Origin of the sequence: Nonomuraea purpurea, assembly GCF_042650645.1 — a bacterium.
Classification (GTDB): Bacteria; Actinomycetota; Actinomycetes; order Streptosporangiales; family Streptosporangiaceae; genus Nonomuraea; species Nonomuraea purpurea.
In genome coordinates this window covers 1-14,836 of sequence record NZ_JBHSBI010000012.1, presented here as the reverse complement: position 1 = coordinate 14,836, position 14,836 = coordinate 1, and the positions used below count along the sequence as shown (strand labels likewise).

12 protein-coding genes are annotated in these 14,836 nt (G+C 67.9%); 3 read left to right on the top strand and 9 right to left on the bottom strand.

Features of this window, described 5'->3' with window-relative positions; translation table 11 throughout:
* Positions 1–62 precede the first annotated feature (62 nt).
* From recN to ACFOY2_RS23665, 4 genes are all read right to left on the bottom strand, one after another.
* Positions 63–1,772 (bottom strand): DNA repair protein RecN, encoded by a 1,710-nt coding sequence (recN, locus tag ACFOY2_RS23680; RefSeq protein WP_379530271.1) that lies wholly within the window; start codon positions 1,770–1,772, stop codon positions 63–65.
* A 115-nt stretch (positions 1,773–1,887) separates the two neighbouring features.
* Entirely contained in the window at positions 1,888–2,787 is a 900-nt protein-coding gene (locus tag ACFOY2_RS23675) for an NAD kinase (protein WP_357812316.1), read from the bottom strand.
* Positions 2,784–3,596: a TlyA family RNA methyltransferase gene (locus tag ACFOY2_RS23670; RefSeq protein WP_379530270.1), complete on the bottom strand. Its 813-nt coding sequence runs from the start codon at positions 3,594–3,596 to the stop codon at positions 2,784–2,786. The genes ACFOY2_RS23675 and ACFOY2_RS23670 overlap by 4 nt, the downstream gene beginning before the upstream one ends.
* The gene (locus ACFOY2_RS23665) at positions 3,593–3,859 is read right to left on the bottom strand and encodes a hypothetical protein (RefSeq protein WP_379530269.1); all 267 of its coding nucleotides are present in this window, start codon (positions 3,857–3,859) and stop codon (positions 3,593–3,595) included. Before ACFOY2_RS23665 ends, ACFOY2_RS23670 begins: the two co-directional genes overlap by 4 nt.
* 126 nt (positions 3,860–3,985) lie before the next feature.
* Between ACFOY2_RS23665 and ACFOY2_RS23660 the strand changes: the two genes are divergently transcribed.
* Complete coding sequence (locus tag ACFOY2_RS23660; protein ID WP_379530268.1) at positions 3,986–4,333, top strand: SCP2 sterol-binding domain-containing protein; 348 nt, start codon at positions 3,986–3,988, stop codon at positions 4,331–4,333.
* A 776-nt stretch (positions 4,334–5,109) separates the two neighbouring features.
* On the opposite strand, the gene ACFOY2_RS23655 is transcribed toward ACFOY2_RS23660, so the two are convergent.
* Positions 5,110–6,081: an HAD-IIA family hydrolase gene (locus tag ACFOY2_RS23655; RefSeq protein ID WP_379530267.1), complete on the bottom strand. Its 972-nt coding sequence runs from the start codon at positions 6,079–6,081 to the stop codon at positions 5,110–5,112.
* Between the two features lie 245 nt (positions 6,082–6,326).
* Complete coding sequence (locus ACFOY2_RS23650) at positions 6,327–6,749, bottom strand: tetratricopeptide repeat protein (RefSeq protein WP_357812306.1); 423 nt, start codon at positions 6,747–6,749, stop codon at positions 6,327–6,329.
* A 119-nt stretch (positions 6,750–6,868) separates the two neighbouring features.
* On the opposite strand from ACFOY2_RS23650, the gene ACFOY2_RS23645 reads away from it, so the two are divergent.
* Positions 6,869–8,689, top strand: a complete 1,821-nt coding sequence (locus ACFOY2_RS23645) for a DUF1015 domain-containing protein (protein ID WP_379530266.1) — start codon at positions 6,869–6,871, stop codon at positions 8,687–8,689.
* A 761-nt stretch (positions 8,690–9,450) separates the two neighbouring features.
* On the opposite strand, the gene ACFOY2_RS23640 is transcribed toward ACFOY2_RS23645, so the two are convergent.
* Positions 9,451–9,849 carry a single-stranded DNA-binding protein gene (locus ACFOY2_RS23640; protein ID WP_379530265.1) on the bottom strand — a complete coding sequence of 133 codons (399 nt, stop codon included), beginning with the start codon at positions 9,847–9,849 and terminating at the stop codon, positions 9,451–9,453.
* A gap of 110 nt (positions 9,850–9,959) precedes the next feature.
* Here ACFOY2_RS23640 and ACFOY2_RS23635 point away from each other — a divergent pair, with 110 nt between their 5' ends.
* Positions 9,960–10,889: an MBL fold metallo-hydrolase gene (locus tag ACFOY2_RS23635; RefSeq protein WP_379530264.1), complete on the top strand. Its 930-nt coding sequence runs from the start codon at positions 9,960–9,962 to the stop codon at positions 10,887–10,889.
* A 648-nt stretch (positions 10,890–11,537) separates the two neighbouring features.
* On the opposite strand, the gene ACFOY2_RS23630 is transcribed toward ACFOY2_RS23635, so the two are convergent.
* Together ACFOY2_RS23630 and ACFOY2_RS23625 are read right to left on the bottom strand one after the other, a co-directional pair.
* On the bottom strand, positions 11,538–12,557 hold the full coding sequence (locus ACFOY2_RS23630) for a hypothetical protein (protein WP_379530263.1): 1,020 nt from the start codon (positions 12,555–12,557) through the stop codon (positions 11,538–11,540).
* A 53-nt stretch (positions 12,558–12,610) separates the two neighbouring features.
* Positions 12,611–14,242, bottom strand: coding sequence for a hypothetical protein (locus tag ACFOY2_RS23625; RefSeq protein WP_379530262.1), 1,632 nt, complete (start codon positions 14,240–14,242; stop codon positions 12,611–12,613).
* Positions 14,243–14,836 lie beyond the last annotated feature (594 nt).

The following is a 14,836-nucleotide window of genomic DNA, read 5'->3' as shown; positions in this document are numbered from 1 at the left end:
TGCCAGAGCCGAACAGCACACAGGCCACGCATTACGCGGCGTGTCCGCTATGTCACCCAGGATCACCTGTCGGCTGCCGCCAGACCCAGCAGTTCCTCGGCGTGCGCCCGGCCCAGTTCGGAGTCCTCCAGCCCGGCCAGCATGCGCGACAGCTCGCGTACCCGGCCCTCGTGGTTGAGCGTCACGACGCCGCTGCGCACGACGCTGCCGTCGCTCGCCTTCTCCACCACCAGATGCTGGTCGGCGAACGCGGCCACCTGCGGCAGGTGGGTGACGACGATGACCTGCGCGGTACGCGCGAGCCTGGCGAGCCTGCGCCCGATCTCGACCGCGGCCTTGCCGCCGACACCCGCGTCGACCTCGTCGAAGACGAAGGTCGGCACCGGATCAGCGCCGGCGAAGACCACCTCGATCGCGAGCATCACCCGGCTCAGCTCGCCTCCTGAGGCGCCCTTGTTGAGCGGCAGCGGCGGCGCGGCGGGATGCGCGGCCATCCGCAGCTCCACCTCGTCGCGGCCCTCCGGCCCGAACTCCTCGCTCTGGGTGAGCTCGACCACGACTCTGGCGTGGGGCATGGCCAGCGCCGTCAGCTCCTCTGTCACGGCCTGGCCGAACCGCTCGGCGGCGGCCTCGCGCACGCCGGTGAGCTCGGCGGCCAGCTCGGTGAGCCGGGCGGTCAGCTCCTCGTACTCGCCGTTGAGCTCCCCGATGCGCTCGTCGTCGCCCTCGAGCTCGGCCAGCCGGGCGGCCGAGCGCTGCGCCCAGGCCAGGACGCCGGCGCTGTCCTCGCCGTACTTCCTGATCAGACCGGACAAAATTGAACGACGTTCCTGCACCGCCGCCAGCCGCGCGGGGTCGGCCTCGATCGACTCGGCGTAGGCCGCCAGCTCGGTGGCCACGTCGGAGATCAGGTAGCCGGCCTCGGCCAGCCGTTCGGCCACGCCGGCGAGCTGGGTGTCGAAGTCGCGTACGGCCTCCACGGCCGAGCGTGCCTCGCCGAGCAGCGAGATCACGTCGTGGGGGCCGCCCGCGGCCTCCATGGGGTCACCGAGCAGCGCCGTGTGCGCGGTGGTCGCGGCGCTGCGCAACGCGTCGGCGTGCGAGAGCCGCTCCTCCTCGCCGCGCAGCTCGGCGTCCTCGCCCGGCTTGGGTTCGACCTTCTCGATCTCCTCCAGGCCGAAGCGGAGCATGTCGGCCTCCTGCTGCCGCTCCCTGGCCTGGGTGGTCAGCTCCTCCAGCAGCGCGCCGACCTGCTTGTGCCGTTTGTACGCCTGTGTGTACGACCGTAGTGGCTTGACCAGCTTGTTCCCGGCATACCGGTCGAGCGCGGCCCGCTGCCTGGCCGGCTGGAGCAGCCGCTGCTGGTCCATCTGCCCGTGGACGGCCACCAGGTCGTCGGCGAGGTACGTCAGGGTGCCGACGGGCACCGTGCGCCCGCCCAGCCAAGCCCTGGAGCGCCCCTCGGCGGAGACGGTGCGCGAGATGATCAGCTCACCGTCCTCGACCTGGCCGCCGATGTCCTCGACCTGCTGGGCCACCCGTCCGGCCGCCTCAACGACCAGTGTGCCCTCCACGGAGGCCCGCTCCGCTCCCGGTCGGATGCGCGAGGGATCGGCTCTGCCGCCGAACAGCAACCCGAGCCCCGTGACGACCATCGTCTTACCCGCGCCCGTCTCGCCGGTGACCACGTTGAAGCCCGGCGAAAGCTCGAGGACGGCCTCGTCGATGACGCCAAGCCCCTGGATGCGGACCTCCTCGACCCTTGGTCGCACTGCCCACTCCCGTTCACTGCCGTGTCTGGTCGGTCACACGGATCCGTATCCGAACGCCTGTTCGCTCGGACGCCGCCGTGCCCACGTGATCCTACGCGGTCTGCCCTCTATTCACTCAGGGTCGCACCCTCCCGCGCCAGCCCTGAACAGGAAGCTCGAACTTGGCGACCAGCCTGTCGGTGAAGGGCGCGCCGGTGCTCTCCACGCCGTGCAGGCGCGCTAGGCGTACGGGCTCGGAGCCCCTGCGGACCTCCACCCGCGTGCCCGAAGGCAGCTCGAAACGGCGGCGTCCGTCGCACCACAGAACGCCGCCCGGTGTGTCGGGCAGGATCTCGACGGCCAGCGTGGAACGCGGCGAGACCATCAGCGGCCTGGCGAACAGCGCGTGCGCGCTGATGGGCACCATGAGCAGCGCCTCCACCTCGGGCCAGACGACGGGCCCTCCGGCCGAGAACGCGTACGCGGTCGAGCCGGTCGGCGTGGCGCAGATCACACCGTCGCATCCCCACCGCGACAGCGGCCGGCCGTCGATCTCGGCGACGACCTCGAGCATGCGCTCCTGCTTTTCGACGGTGGCCTCGTTGAGCGCCCAGGTGTCGGCGAGCACGCGGCCGTTCTGCCTGGCCAGAACGTCGATCGTCATACGCTCCTCGACGTCGTAGCGGCCGGCCACGATGCTGTCGACCGCGGCGGAAAGATCGTCGACCTCCGCCTCCGCCAGGAACCCGACATGCCCGAGATTGACCCCGAGCAGCGGCGTTCCGGCCGGCCTGGCCAGCTCGGCGGCGCGCAGCAGTGTCCCGTCGCCGCCGAGCACGATCATGACCTCGGCGTCCTTGACGGCGCTCGGGTCACTCGGCACGGACTCGGCCCGGCCGCAGCCGATCTCCTCGGCCTCCGAGTCGAGCACCCTGACGTTGATGCCGGCGGCGATCAGCCGGTTGATGACCTGGCGAGCGCTTTCGACGGCGGCGTCACGCCCGGTGTGTACGGCGACCAGCACGGTCCGATTCATTGCGGCCCTTCCGCCACGGCACGCTGGATCTCGGCGTCGAGGCCGGCCACTGGCGGCTCGCCCTCGCCCTTGCCCAGCCAGAGCAGATATTCCACATTTCCCGACGGTCCCGGCAGCGGGCTGGCGGTCACACCGCGCACGCTCAACCCCAACTCCCCGGCCTTGGCCGCGGCGTCGCGCACGGAACGCGCCCGCAGCTCCGGATCCCGTACGACGCCGCCCGCGCCCACGAGATCCTTGCCCACCTCGAACTGCGGTTTGACGAGCAGCACGAAGTCGGCCCGAGGCGCGGCCACCTCGGCCAACGCCGGCAGCACCAGCCGCAGCGAGATGAACGACAGGTCGCCCACCACCAGCGTGGGCGCCTCGCCGACCATCTCCGGCGTCAGGTCGCGGACGTTGAGGCGTTCCATGACCGTGACCCGTTCGTCGGTGCGCAGCGACCAGGCGAGCTGGCCGTAGCCGACGTCGACGGCGAGCACATGGGCGGCGCCGTGACGCAGCAGCACGTCGGTGAACCCGCCCGTGGAGGCGCCCGCGTCAAGGCAGCGACGGCCCTCCACCGACAGGTTCTCGAACGCCTCCAGCGCGCCGAGCAGTTTGTGCGCTCCTCGCGAAACGTAGTCGGGCCCCTCTTCCGAGGCGGCCACGACGATGGCCGAGGCGGTGTCCACCTGCGTGGCGGACTTGCTGGCCTGCCGGCCGCCGACAGAGACCCGGCCGGCGTCGATGAGCTGGGCGGCCTGCTCGCGCGACCTGGCCAGGCCCCTGCGCACCAGCTCGCTGTCGAGGCGGATCCTCCGGCTCACGGGCGGCCCATGGCCTGAGCGGCGTGTTCTGGGGCGCTCTTCTGGTCGGGTCCCGCAACGCTCTGGTCATGCTGGACGACGCCCCGGTCGCCCTCTGCGGCGCTCGGGTCGTCCACGGCGTGCGAGAGCGTGCTCTCCAGCCCCGCGAACGCCTCGTCGAAGACCGCCACGTGCGCGCTCACCGGCAGCTCGCCGAGCCGGCCGAGGTCGGCCACGATGGCGTCGACCCGCTCGTCGCCGGTCTCCCCCGGCAGCTCACTCATGACTCGACGGTAACGCCTCCCGGGAGCGGCCGGGACCTTGGCAGGCGTGTCACGCGTTGAAGCTCATACGGGGGTGCTACTGATGTGGAACGCTACGGTCCGCAAAGGGAAGAAAGGATGCGCATCATGGCAAGCGTCGAGGAGTGCCGGGCGGCACTGGCCAAGCTCGTCGCCCAGTTCGACGAGATCGACGAGGAGGACCGTGCCAAGCACGTGGTCGAGCGCACGGTCAGTTGCCGGGTCCCCGACCTCGACGTGACCTTCTACGGCCGGCTGCACCATGACGGGCTCGATCCCTTCACCGAGCGGCCACCGTCGGGCGGCAAACCGGCCGACGTCAAGCTCACGATCGCGAGCGACGACCTGATCGCGCTGGTGGACGGGGAACTGGATCTGGCACGGGCGCTGCTCGGGGGGCGGGTGAAGATCGACGCGAGCTTCGGCGACCTGCTGCGACTACGCAGGCTGATCTGACACCTTGCTCCCCGATTGGCGTCATTCGGCGATGGGCGAACCAAAAAACCGATCACCAACGCCACGCACCCGGACCGTGCCTCCAACGCCCACCTGACCACCCGACGACCTGCCCCAGCGATCGTTCCCGGCGAGCTCAGCTGACGACCGACGAGATGACCGTCCACGCTGCCACGGCCAAACGGAAGGGGCAACGTGCAAACCCCACTGGAGCAGCCTCAACCCCCGCACCCACCACCAAACCACCCCACAGAAGCCGACCTCCCCCACCCCCGGCCTCCCCACACAACACCAGCCCCAGACAACCCCCACCACTCACGGAAACGCCCAGACAACCCCATTCACAACATCAACACCAAACAACCCCGATCACCCCACAGAAACCCCAGACAACCCCACCGCCTCACATTTCCCCAGCCAACCGCGCCACCCACCCCCTCCACACGCCCAGTGCAAGCCGAACCCCACCCCGGGAAGCCAAAACGGGACCCCTACCGACCCACCTTGCCAAGCACGCCGCCTACCTCGGCTCAAATGACCGGAGCGAACTCAACGCCCACCTCCCTGTAGAAGTGAGCCCACCTTCCCCGGAAGTGAGCCCTCCTTCCCTCCGGAAGCAGAGACACACCGCCGTCCGTCGAGGAAGCAGCACTCGGCCGCCAGACACTCTCGCCACCGCTGCCCCCACCCAGCGAGTGCACCCGCCCCAACTGAGCCCGGCCTTCAGCCCACCGGAGCAGCCGGAGCGACACCGAGCCCGGGGCGATTCACACCGCCTATCGAAGGCGATCAAGGACCGGCTTGACCACATCCTCCTCAAGCCGCCCCTCCCCGGCAACGGCCCAGGCGGCATCGCAGGCGGCCCGCAGTCCGTCGATTCGGCTGCCATCCCCGTCGAGCCGCAGCACCGCGTCGTCCCACCAGGCCCGCCATCCCCCGCAAACACCATCCCGCACCTCGGGATAGGGAAGAAGCAACGCCCCCAAATCCTCCCCGATGTACGTAGGCCGATGCCGCGGCCCCGCCGTCAACACATCGACCGCCGAAGCCACCCCGGTCAACACCAGCAGACTGTCGACCCCCGCATTCGTGGCCCCCTCGATGTCAGTGTCCAGTCGATCCCCCACGACCAGCGGCCGCCGCGCCCCCGTGCGGATCATCGACTCCCGATGCAACGGCGGATCAGGCTTGCCCGCATAAACCGGCTCAACCCCTGTCGCCGTTGCGATAACCCGCACCATCGCCCCATTCCCTGGCAATTCCCCCCGCCGGGTGGGCATCGTGGTGTCACCGTTGGAGGCCACGAACAGCGCCCCCTGCCGTACCGCCAACGCCCCTTCGGACAGCAGCCCGTACGACACCCCGGGCGCGATCCCCTGCACCACCGCCACAGGCGACTCAACAGCCGTCGATACCGGACGAAGCCCTCGATCCCGTACAGCCAACCGCAACCCAGACCCACCGACCACGAGCACGTTCGACCCAGGCGGCACCCTCTCAGCCACCAACCGCGCAGCGGCCTGCGCCGACGTCACCACGTCGGCGGCACTGGCGGGCGCCCCCAGCTCACGCAGATGCGACGCGATGGCAGCCGGAGTACGGGAGGCGTTGTTCGTCACGTACGCCAGCCGCACCCCACGCCGCCCCGCCTCCTCCAACGCGGCCGGAGCCCCAGGCACCGCATGGCTGCCCAGGTAGACCACGCCATCGAGGTCGAGCAGCAGGGTGTCATACCCGTCGATCAGCACAGCGCCTCTTCCCGTTGACTCTCACGCCGCGTGAGACTTTAGCGTCGCCCCCAAACCCACCCACAGAGAGGACGGCCAAGTCCGCCGAACTCAACCTCACCCCGAAGAACGCCCCAGACCGTCCGGCGATGCCACCCCGGACACCCACCTGACCGAGACCAAGCAACGCTGTGGCAACACCCAGACCCGGACGAACTCAACGCGCCACCCATCATCATTCACAAAGCAGGCCGGTTGACTTCCCCCTACATTTCCCGGCGAGCCCGCAGGGTAGCGCGCACACTGTTCAAAGCCGACACGTAATTCCCCTCATCAGGTCGCATGGCCACCGCTATGGCCAACGGCTCCTGAGCCCCCTCGATATCCCCGGTCCGCCACAACGACAACCCCAGCCCAAAATAGGCATAATCCTCAGCCGGATTAGCGTCCACGATCTGTCGAAAACTCACCGCCGCCTCGGCATACTGCCGGGAGTTGAACTGCGCCCGAGCCAGCGCCTCCAGGATGCTCCTCGATTCGGGCTCGGCCGCCGCAGCCCGCTCAAGCAAGGCCGCCGCAGCCGCCGGACTGCCCTCCTTCAGCAACTTCACCCCACGCTGGTACCAGTCATAAACACCACCCCCTGGAGTGCCCGGCATCTCATCGTTGACATTTCCGTCCTGAGCCATGCGTGAGGACTCCTTCATAGCTAAACGGCGACGACGCCACGCCCTGCCACGGGACGAGCACGACTACAACCATGGGGTGACTTCCGGGAGGAGCGGGCATTTATGGGAGCATGCCCGGTATGGGGACTCCTGAACTGCCGGTGCCGGATGGGTTGGTGCTCCGACCCTTTCGCGGCGTACGTTTCACTGTCGAAGATCCCGCCAAGGTGACCTCCCCACCCTACGATCTGATCTCCGATGCCGACGTGGACGCCCTGCTGGACTCCCACCCGAACAACGTCGTCCGCCTCATCCTTCCCTACTCCTCCCAGAGCAACTCCTCCACCGCGAAACCGAACGCAGAAACCCCCTCTGGGACACACTCCCCACGGGTCGAGACACCGCTCGAAACCCGTTACACCAAAGCACGCGACACACTGCGAGCCTGGCTCGACTCGGGTGTGCTCGTGCCAGACGACGTCCCGGCGCTCTACGTCTACGAACAGAGCGGACCGAACGTCCTGCAACGCGGCCTGATCGGCGACGTTGGCCTGGTCGACCCAGGCCAGGGCATCATCCTTCCCCACGAAGACGTCGTGCCCGGCCCCATCGCCGACCGCCTCGCCCTCATGAGCACCACTCAGGCCAACCTCGAACCCATCTTCCTCCTGTACGACGGCGACAACGGCACGGCCACTCGCCTGGTGAACGAGGTGGCCGCCAAACGACGTCCCCTCATAACCGCCCAGACGGAAGACGGTCTCACGCACCGCATATGGGCGATCACAGACACGACGGAAATCGCCGCGATCAACGCCGACCTTCATCCGCGCCAAGCACTGATCGCCGACGGTCACCACCGCTACGCGACGTACCGCGTCCTCCAACGTCAAGAACGCGCCGCACACCGACAAGAGCAGCAGCCCCCCGCTCCTCCCCCCTCCGACTCAAAGGAACCCTCAAACTCCAAGGCCCCGACAACCCCAGCAAACCTCCCCAGCACGCCGAAGCTCACCGGCCCAAGCGAACTCCTCAGCACAAAGGCTGCCGACGGCTCAGGAGAACCCTCCAACACGCAGGAACCAACACCTCCAGACCAACTCGCCAGCACACAACAACCCTCGCCCCCAGAAGAACCTGCCAACGCGCAGAAACCCATCAGCCTGAAAGGGCCTTCAAGCACCGAGAGACCAACCAGCCCAAGAGAAGCTTCAAGCCCGCAGAAGGGAAGCAGCTCAACAGAACCATCAAGCGAAAAGGCGCCAAACGGAACAAGTCACATAGCTCCGAAGGCCGAAGTACCAAGCCCAACACCAACGCCAACGCCTGCACCCACACCTGCCTCCGCGGCTTCACCCGCACCCACACCTGCACCTGCACCTGCGTCCGCGATCGGGCCATGGGACTTTGGGCTGGCCCTGCTCGTCGACTCCACCGCGTACCCGCCCGACCTCAAGGCCATCCACCGAGTGATCCCCGGCCTCCCCCTAGCCGAAGCAACAACCAAGGCGAGGGCTGCGTGGCGCGTGGACGACTACGACGACCTGGCACAGGGCCTGGCCGCATTGGAAGAGGCCCAGGAGCCGGCGTTCCTGCTCGCCGGAACAGGCGGCTCTCACTTGCTCACCCAGCCCGACCCGGTACAGCTCGCCCAAGCCATGCCAACGGACCACTCCGACCGCTGGAACTCCCTGAACACCTCCATCCTCACGGAGTTCGTGCTTCCAAAGCTGTGGAACATGCGCGACGACGAACAAGCCGTACGCATCGTCCACCACGACACGAAGGCCGCAACGCAGTTGGCCATCCAGACCGGCGGCACCGCCGTAATCCTCAAGCCCCTGTCGCCAGCGAACGTGTTTGCCATAGCCGCAGGCGGCGAACGTGTCCCCCGCAAATCCACCTCCTTCGGCCCAAAACCCAGAACCGGCCTAGTCCTCCGCACATTCGCAATCGACTGAGCCAACCACGCGCACCTGGCCTCCGACGGTCTCCCCGGTTCGGAAAATGCCCGCCAATTCGCCAGATGGCAGGCCAAATCCTCGGGAATGGCACCGCATCTCAAAAACGCACGAAAACACGCTTCTGTACGCGGACGGCAGTGGCGTCCCGTCAAGCAGTGCGGTTCCCAACCCGCTTGCTCTCATCCGACCCGCTTGGCCCACTCGACCCGCTTGGTCTCATCCGACCCGCTTGGTCTCATCCGACCCGCTTGGTCATTCGAAGCGCTTGGTCATTCGAAGCGCTTGGTCTCATCCGACCCGATTGGCATCATCCGACCGATTGACGCATTCGAACCGCTTGGCCTCATACGGCCCGGCAAGCATGCGGCCCCACTAAACCCGGCCCCACTAAAATCGTCGACCCACCACTCAGCAGGACGTCACCTCCCGCGGTGGTGCCCCAGCGAGTGGTGGGTTGACGCAATCAGCGGCAGATTGCTTACCGGGCTGGGCGCGGCCAAGCAGGCGCGAGACCACGCCGCTCCGCGGGCACCACCCCATCTGGTGGAGTTCCCTGTGGGCGAGGAAGCTTCGCCCACAGGGAATCACCCGCTCGCCGGGGCCATTCGTGCAGGTCGGAGAAGGCGTCTTCTCCGGCAAGCTCTTGTTCCATGGCGAGCGGCGGACGGGCGCTTAGGCCGGGCGGTGGGGTAACGGCCAGCGCAGGGGTGTTCGGTCGGGCGGGATCCGCGCTGGATTGCTTGCGTGGGCGGGTGGGATCAGCATGCGGGCTCCAAGTACGCCACCTGGCGGGGGACCAGGGTGGCGAGAGGCCGGGCGGGGGTGTCGGGGGTGGAGGGCTCGGATTCGTTGAATGGTTTGGCGCTGCTCACCTCCACCTCGTACCTCCAGATCTTGGCCGCTGAAGGGCCGAAGACGCGGCAGCGGAACGCTCCTGTCACCTCCATGTACTCGCGGGGCTTGAGGATGCGGACCATGGCGGCCGTCTCCGGGTCGAAGGTGACGCACGGGATGCTGTCGGTCATGGTGGCGCCGCGTCTGTGCTGACGGCGGCGGACGATGATGCGCCACTTCGTCGCGGTGTCGCCGCTCGGCAGGTCGAATTCCTCAACCGTTCCTGACAACCGCCCCACCAGCAAGACCTCGTTTCGGTCCACTGTCGTCCTCCTATCGGTGCTCTGGTGGAGATCACTCTCTACGATGAGAGGGAGGCCGGATCGGCTGGAACGCCGTTCTGGGGATAACGGCTGGACGCTCGGGAGCCCCTGTGGACAACATCACCGCGCTAGGCGGCGACGTCTATGAAATCGACACCAAGATGGCTGGATACTCGGGCATCACGGCCGGTTATCTGATTTTGGGTGATCGACCATGCCTGGTGGAGACGGGCACCTCGACTTCGGCGCCAGTAGTGCGTGACGCGCTCGCATCGCTCGGTGTGGGCCCGGAGGATCTGGCGACCGTCGTCGTGACACACATTCACCTCGATCACGCCGGCGGTGTGGGGGACATCGCCAGGTTCTTCCCATCAGCGCAGATCGTCGTACACGAGAAGGGCGCACGTCACCTGGCCGACCCGACACGGTTGATGGCAAGTGCGCGGATGGTGTGGGGTGACAAGCTTGACTCACTTTTCGGTGAGCTGTCCCCCACTGAGGCGGAACGCATCGTCGCGCTCGGCGATACCGGAGCCATCGACCTGGGCAACGGGCGCACGCTGAACAGCCACTACTCACCAGGGCATGCGAAACATCACGTTGGCCTGATCGACTCCGCCACGGGTGATCTGTACGTCGGGGACGCAGCCGGGGTTTACCTGCCAGAGACAGGCGACCTGCGTCCCGCGACACCTCCGCCGGACTTCGACCTGCAGACAGCACTCGACTCAATCGCGCTGTTCGAGGCGTTGGGGCCACAACGGCTGCTGTTCAGCCACTACGGGCCGGTAAAGGCGGTTCAGGAGACGCTCGAACGGTCGGCGGAAGAGCTCCGGGTCTGGGTTGATCTCACGCGGCAAGCCCATTCTGAGGGGATGGACCTGGATCATGCCGTCGCCATGGTCAGGGACCGCACCAAGGAACGCTACTCCGCGCTCAAATCCGAAGGTGATGAGCGAGCCGAGCAGTTCGAGCTGCTGAGTGGGGCCCCGTCGAACGTGGCGGGGATCCTGCATTGGCTCAACCGCGTCTCTCCATGAAAGCCCAGTCCACCCCTGATGTGACGCCCTGACATCAGCCCTCTGCCCTCAGCCCTGCCATGCCAGGCCCTCTGACGTCGGGCCCCGTAGCGTCGGGTTCGCGGCGTCCGACCTCTGGCGTCAGACCCTGAGCGAACGAACGCGCTGGGCGCGGCATACGCCTGACACGAGGGAATGCCCAACGCAGGCAAACGCGCGGGCACGAGCGAACGCGCAGAACGAGAAAACGCGCAGCGCAGGCGAACACGCGGGGCACGAGCGAACGCCCAACGCAGGTAAACACGCGGGGCAGAGAGGGCAGCGCGGGCGAACGCGCGGAGCCACGGGATAACGCGCGGCACGAGCGAGCGACTTGATGCGGTCGACGCTGCCGTGGCCGGGGCCTAGCCGGTTTTGATGGGGCGACCGCTCCAATGCGGCAGGCGTTCTGAAGGGACGGCCGCGATTAGGCTGCGGACGTTCTCGTGACAGGCACCCAAAGCGACAGCCAGGCCGGGATACGTCGGCCTTCTCTTACGCGACGGAATACCCGGGTGGGTGCGACGGGTCGTACCCGTGCCAAGGACGGTCTACGACTCCGGCGAACGTGCCCCAGAACGAAGACGAGCTCCGCCGTACCGGATTGTCACGGTACGGCGGAGCTCGCTATCAGTTGTCGGTCTTGGGCTTGCTGCCCTCAGCCCGCTCGTTGGGCTCGTCTTCCGAAGTGTTGTCACCGAAGTCCGGCTCAATGAAGGCCGGCGTGATGCTCGGGGTGTCGGACTGCGCCACAGCCTCAGAAGCCGCTGCCGGCTGGTCGGCGACGGCGTCCAGAACGTCACCAGAGTCGGGACCGGCTTCGGCGCCGGCACCACGGACATCACCGGAACCGACCCCAGAGCCACCTTCGGCAGCACCACGGACACCACCGGAACCGACCCCAGAACCGGCTCCGACAGCACCACGGACATCACCGGAGTCAGGCTCAGAGCCGCCTCCGGCAGCACCATGCACGCCATCGGAGTCGGGCTCGACAGCGGTGCGCTGGGCGTCAGCGGATTCGAAGGCAGGCTCGGCGGCGGTGTCCTGAGTGTTGTCGAGGACGTTCGTCTGCTCCCGCTCGCCCTTCACCGTCTGCACCGGCTCGTCCGCCAGGAGGTCTGCGGCCTCGGCGAGAGCCTCGGTCTCGTCCGCCTCGTCCTCGTCGGCCTCGGCATCCTCGAGATCGGCCTCGTCCGATCCAGCCTCGGTCTTGCTGGAGTTTTGCAGCCGGCTCTCGGGGAGGTCCTCGTCGAGGGACTCCTCTTCGTAGTCCTCCTCCAGGTCCTCGATGACGGCTCCGGTCAGCTCGGCGTACCGCTCTGCGGCGTCCGTCTCTCCGTCGTCGTCGAACGCCATCGCCCGGCCGAACCAGTCGGTCGCCGCCTCCTGGTGTCCGGCATCGGCCAACGCGTCCGCGTATGCGAACGCCAGCCGCGCCGACCAGGGCTTCGGCTGCGGGTCGCGCAGTTCGGGCAGGCGCTGCAGGGTGATCACGGCGGCGTCGTGCTGACCGAGATCACGGCGGGCGCCGGATTCGACGATGGTCAGCTCGATGCGCCCGGCCCGGTCGAGGCGTTCGGCCTCAGGCGAACGTACGAGGTCAATCGCTCTCTCCGGACGGCCGAGGCCACGCTCGCAGTCGGCCATGACCGGCAGGTACGCCTCAGAACCCGTCATCCTCCTGGCCGCCCGCAAATCGCTCAGCGCCTCGGAGAAATGCCCCGCGCGGTAGGCGACGATGCCCGCGGCCTCGCGTACGACCCCGATGCGAGCCGCGAACCTGCGAGCCACCTTCGTGTGCTCATGCGCCCGATCGGGATCATCGTCCTCAAGTGCCCGCTCGGCGGCCACCATGTGCCGGCCGACGAGGTCCGCGAGGTCGCCCGGCAGAGAGCGCAGCTCCTCGAGGACTTCCTTGTCGAGCTCGTCAACCGTGATGTCCGGAGCGACCTCGGGCAGCTTCTCACGCTGAGGGGCCTCGGCCTCCTGGTCGGGCCTGCCGTACCTGGCGCGGGTCCCCGATGCTGGCTGCTCCTCACGGCTGTCCCTGGAGAACGGGCGGGAGTCCCGCTGACCGCCCTGGCCGCGCGAACCGTAGCCACCGCCCTCGCCGCGCGAACCGTATCCGGCGCCTTCACGACGCGGCCCCTCTCGGAACCCGCCCTCACGACGCGGCCCCTCCCGGAAGCCTTCACGACGATCATCCCGGGAACCACGGTCACGGAATCCGCCATCACGACGGGGACCGCGGTCGCCGTACTCGCCCTCGCGACGGGGACCTCCGCGGTCGTCACGGAAGCCGCTCTCGCGCCTGGGGCCACGGTCACCGTACGAACCCTCACGCCGTTCACCGTAACCACCCTCGCGACGCGGACCGCGATCACCGAATCCGCCCTCACGACGGGGGCCCCGGTCACCGTACGAACCCTCACGCCGTTCGCCGTGACCACCCTCACGGCGAGGACCACGGTCATCCCGGTCGCGGAACGGACGACGCTCGCCACCCTCACGCCGCGGACCGCCCCGATCATCACGGAACCCGCCTTCGCGACGCGGACCGCGATCACTGAACCCGCCCTCACGACGGGGGCCACGGTCACCGAACCCGCCCTCACGCCTGGGGCCACGGTCACCGTACGAACCCTCACGCCGTTCACCGTAACCACCCTCGCGACGCGGACCGCGATCACCGAATCCGCCCTCACGACGGGGGCCCCGGTCACCGCCCTCACGGCGAGGACCCCGATCATCCCGATCGCGGAACCCACCATCACGACGCGGACCGCGATCACCGAACCCGCCCTCACGACGGGGGCCACGGTCACCGAATCCGCCCTCACGACGGGGGCCACGGTCACCGAATCCGCCCTCACGACGGGGGCCCCGGTCACCGTACGAACCCTCACGCCGTTCGCCGTAACCACCCTCACGGCGAGGACCACGGTCATCCCGGTCGCGGAACGGACGACGCTCGCCACCCTCACGCCGCGGACCGCCCCGATCATCACGGAACCCGCCTTCGCGCCGCGGACCGCGATCACTGAACCCGCCCTCACGACGCGAGGAGGATCCACCATCACGGCGAGGACCACGATCATCCCGATCGCGGAACCCACCATCACGACGCGGACCCCGGTCACCGAATCCGCCCTCACGACGGGGGCCACGGTCACCGTACGAACCCTCACGCCGTTCACCGTAACCGCCCTCGCGACGGGGACCACGGTCATCCCGATCACGGAACGAACGACGTTCATCACCGTCACGCCGCGAACCACCGCGATCGTCTCGATCCCGGTATCCCTCGTCCCGACGCGGTCCTCTGTCATCACGGTTGTAGGAGCGCGACCTGTCCTCGGATCGGAACGGACGGCCGCCTCCGGAGTCTCGCTCACGCGAGCCGTACCCGCCGCTCCTGCCACCCTCGCTGGAGCGCCTGTCCTCGTGGTCGCCGCGCCCGCGCTGTCCGCCGTCCGATCCGTTATCTCTGTTCACTTCTGGTCCATTTCGTTGGCTCACTCAGCGGACTCACAACGACGGTCCACCGTGGCTGGTCGCCGCCCGCCCACGGGCCTTACGCGACGAAGGCCACCAGTGGAGGTGGCCCGGTTCCACCAGCCTAGCAAGCCAGAGTACGTCCTGAGCCCAGCACAACTCGATGGTCGACTGGTCCATGAATGCACGTTCGGCCGGCCAGACTGCTCACGATGCCACTGTCTCATTCCGAAAACGGGAATGTATCGGTGGTGGGCGGCTGGGCTCGCTCCGCGAAGGATCGCAGAGGCCCAGCGCGCCGATCGAGGCGGTCACGCCTGTTCGGGAAAATAAGAAGGGCCCTCAGCCAGTACGGCCGAGGGCCCTTCTTTTAAAGATTGTCCGGCGGCGACCTACTCTCCCACACCCTCCCGAGTGCAGTACCATCGGCG

Coding starts and splice junctions, on each gene's coding strand:
- ACFOY2_RS23675 (WP_357812316.1), bottom strand. CDS start 2,787: ATGAATCGGACCGTGCTGGTCGCCGTACACACCGGGCGTGACGCCGCC.
- ACFOY2_RS23665 (WP_379530269.1), bottom strand. CDS start 3,859: ATGAGTGAGCTGCCGGGGGAGACCGGCGACGAGCGGGTCGACGCCATC.
- ACFOY2_RS23660 (WP_379530268.1), top strand. CDS start 3,986: ATGGCAAGCGTCGAGGAGTGCCGGGCGGCACTGGCCAAGCTCGTCGCC.
- ACFOY2_RS23650 (WP_357812306.1), bottom strand. CDS start 6,749: ATGGCTCAGGACGGAAATGTCAACGATGAGATGCCGGGCACTCCAGGG.
- ACFOY2_RS23645 (WP_379530266.1), top strand. CDS start 6,869: ATGGGGACTCCTGAACTGCCGGTGCCGGATGGGTTGGTGCTCCGACCC.
- ACFOY2_RS23630 (WP_379530263.1), bottom strand. CDS start 12,557: ATGGCCGACTGCGAGCGTGGCCTCGGCCGTCCGGAGAGAGCGATTGAC.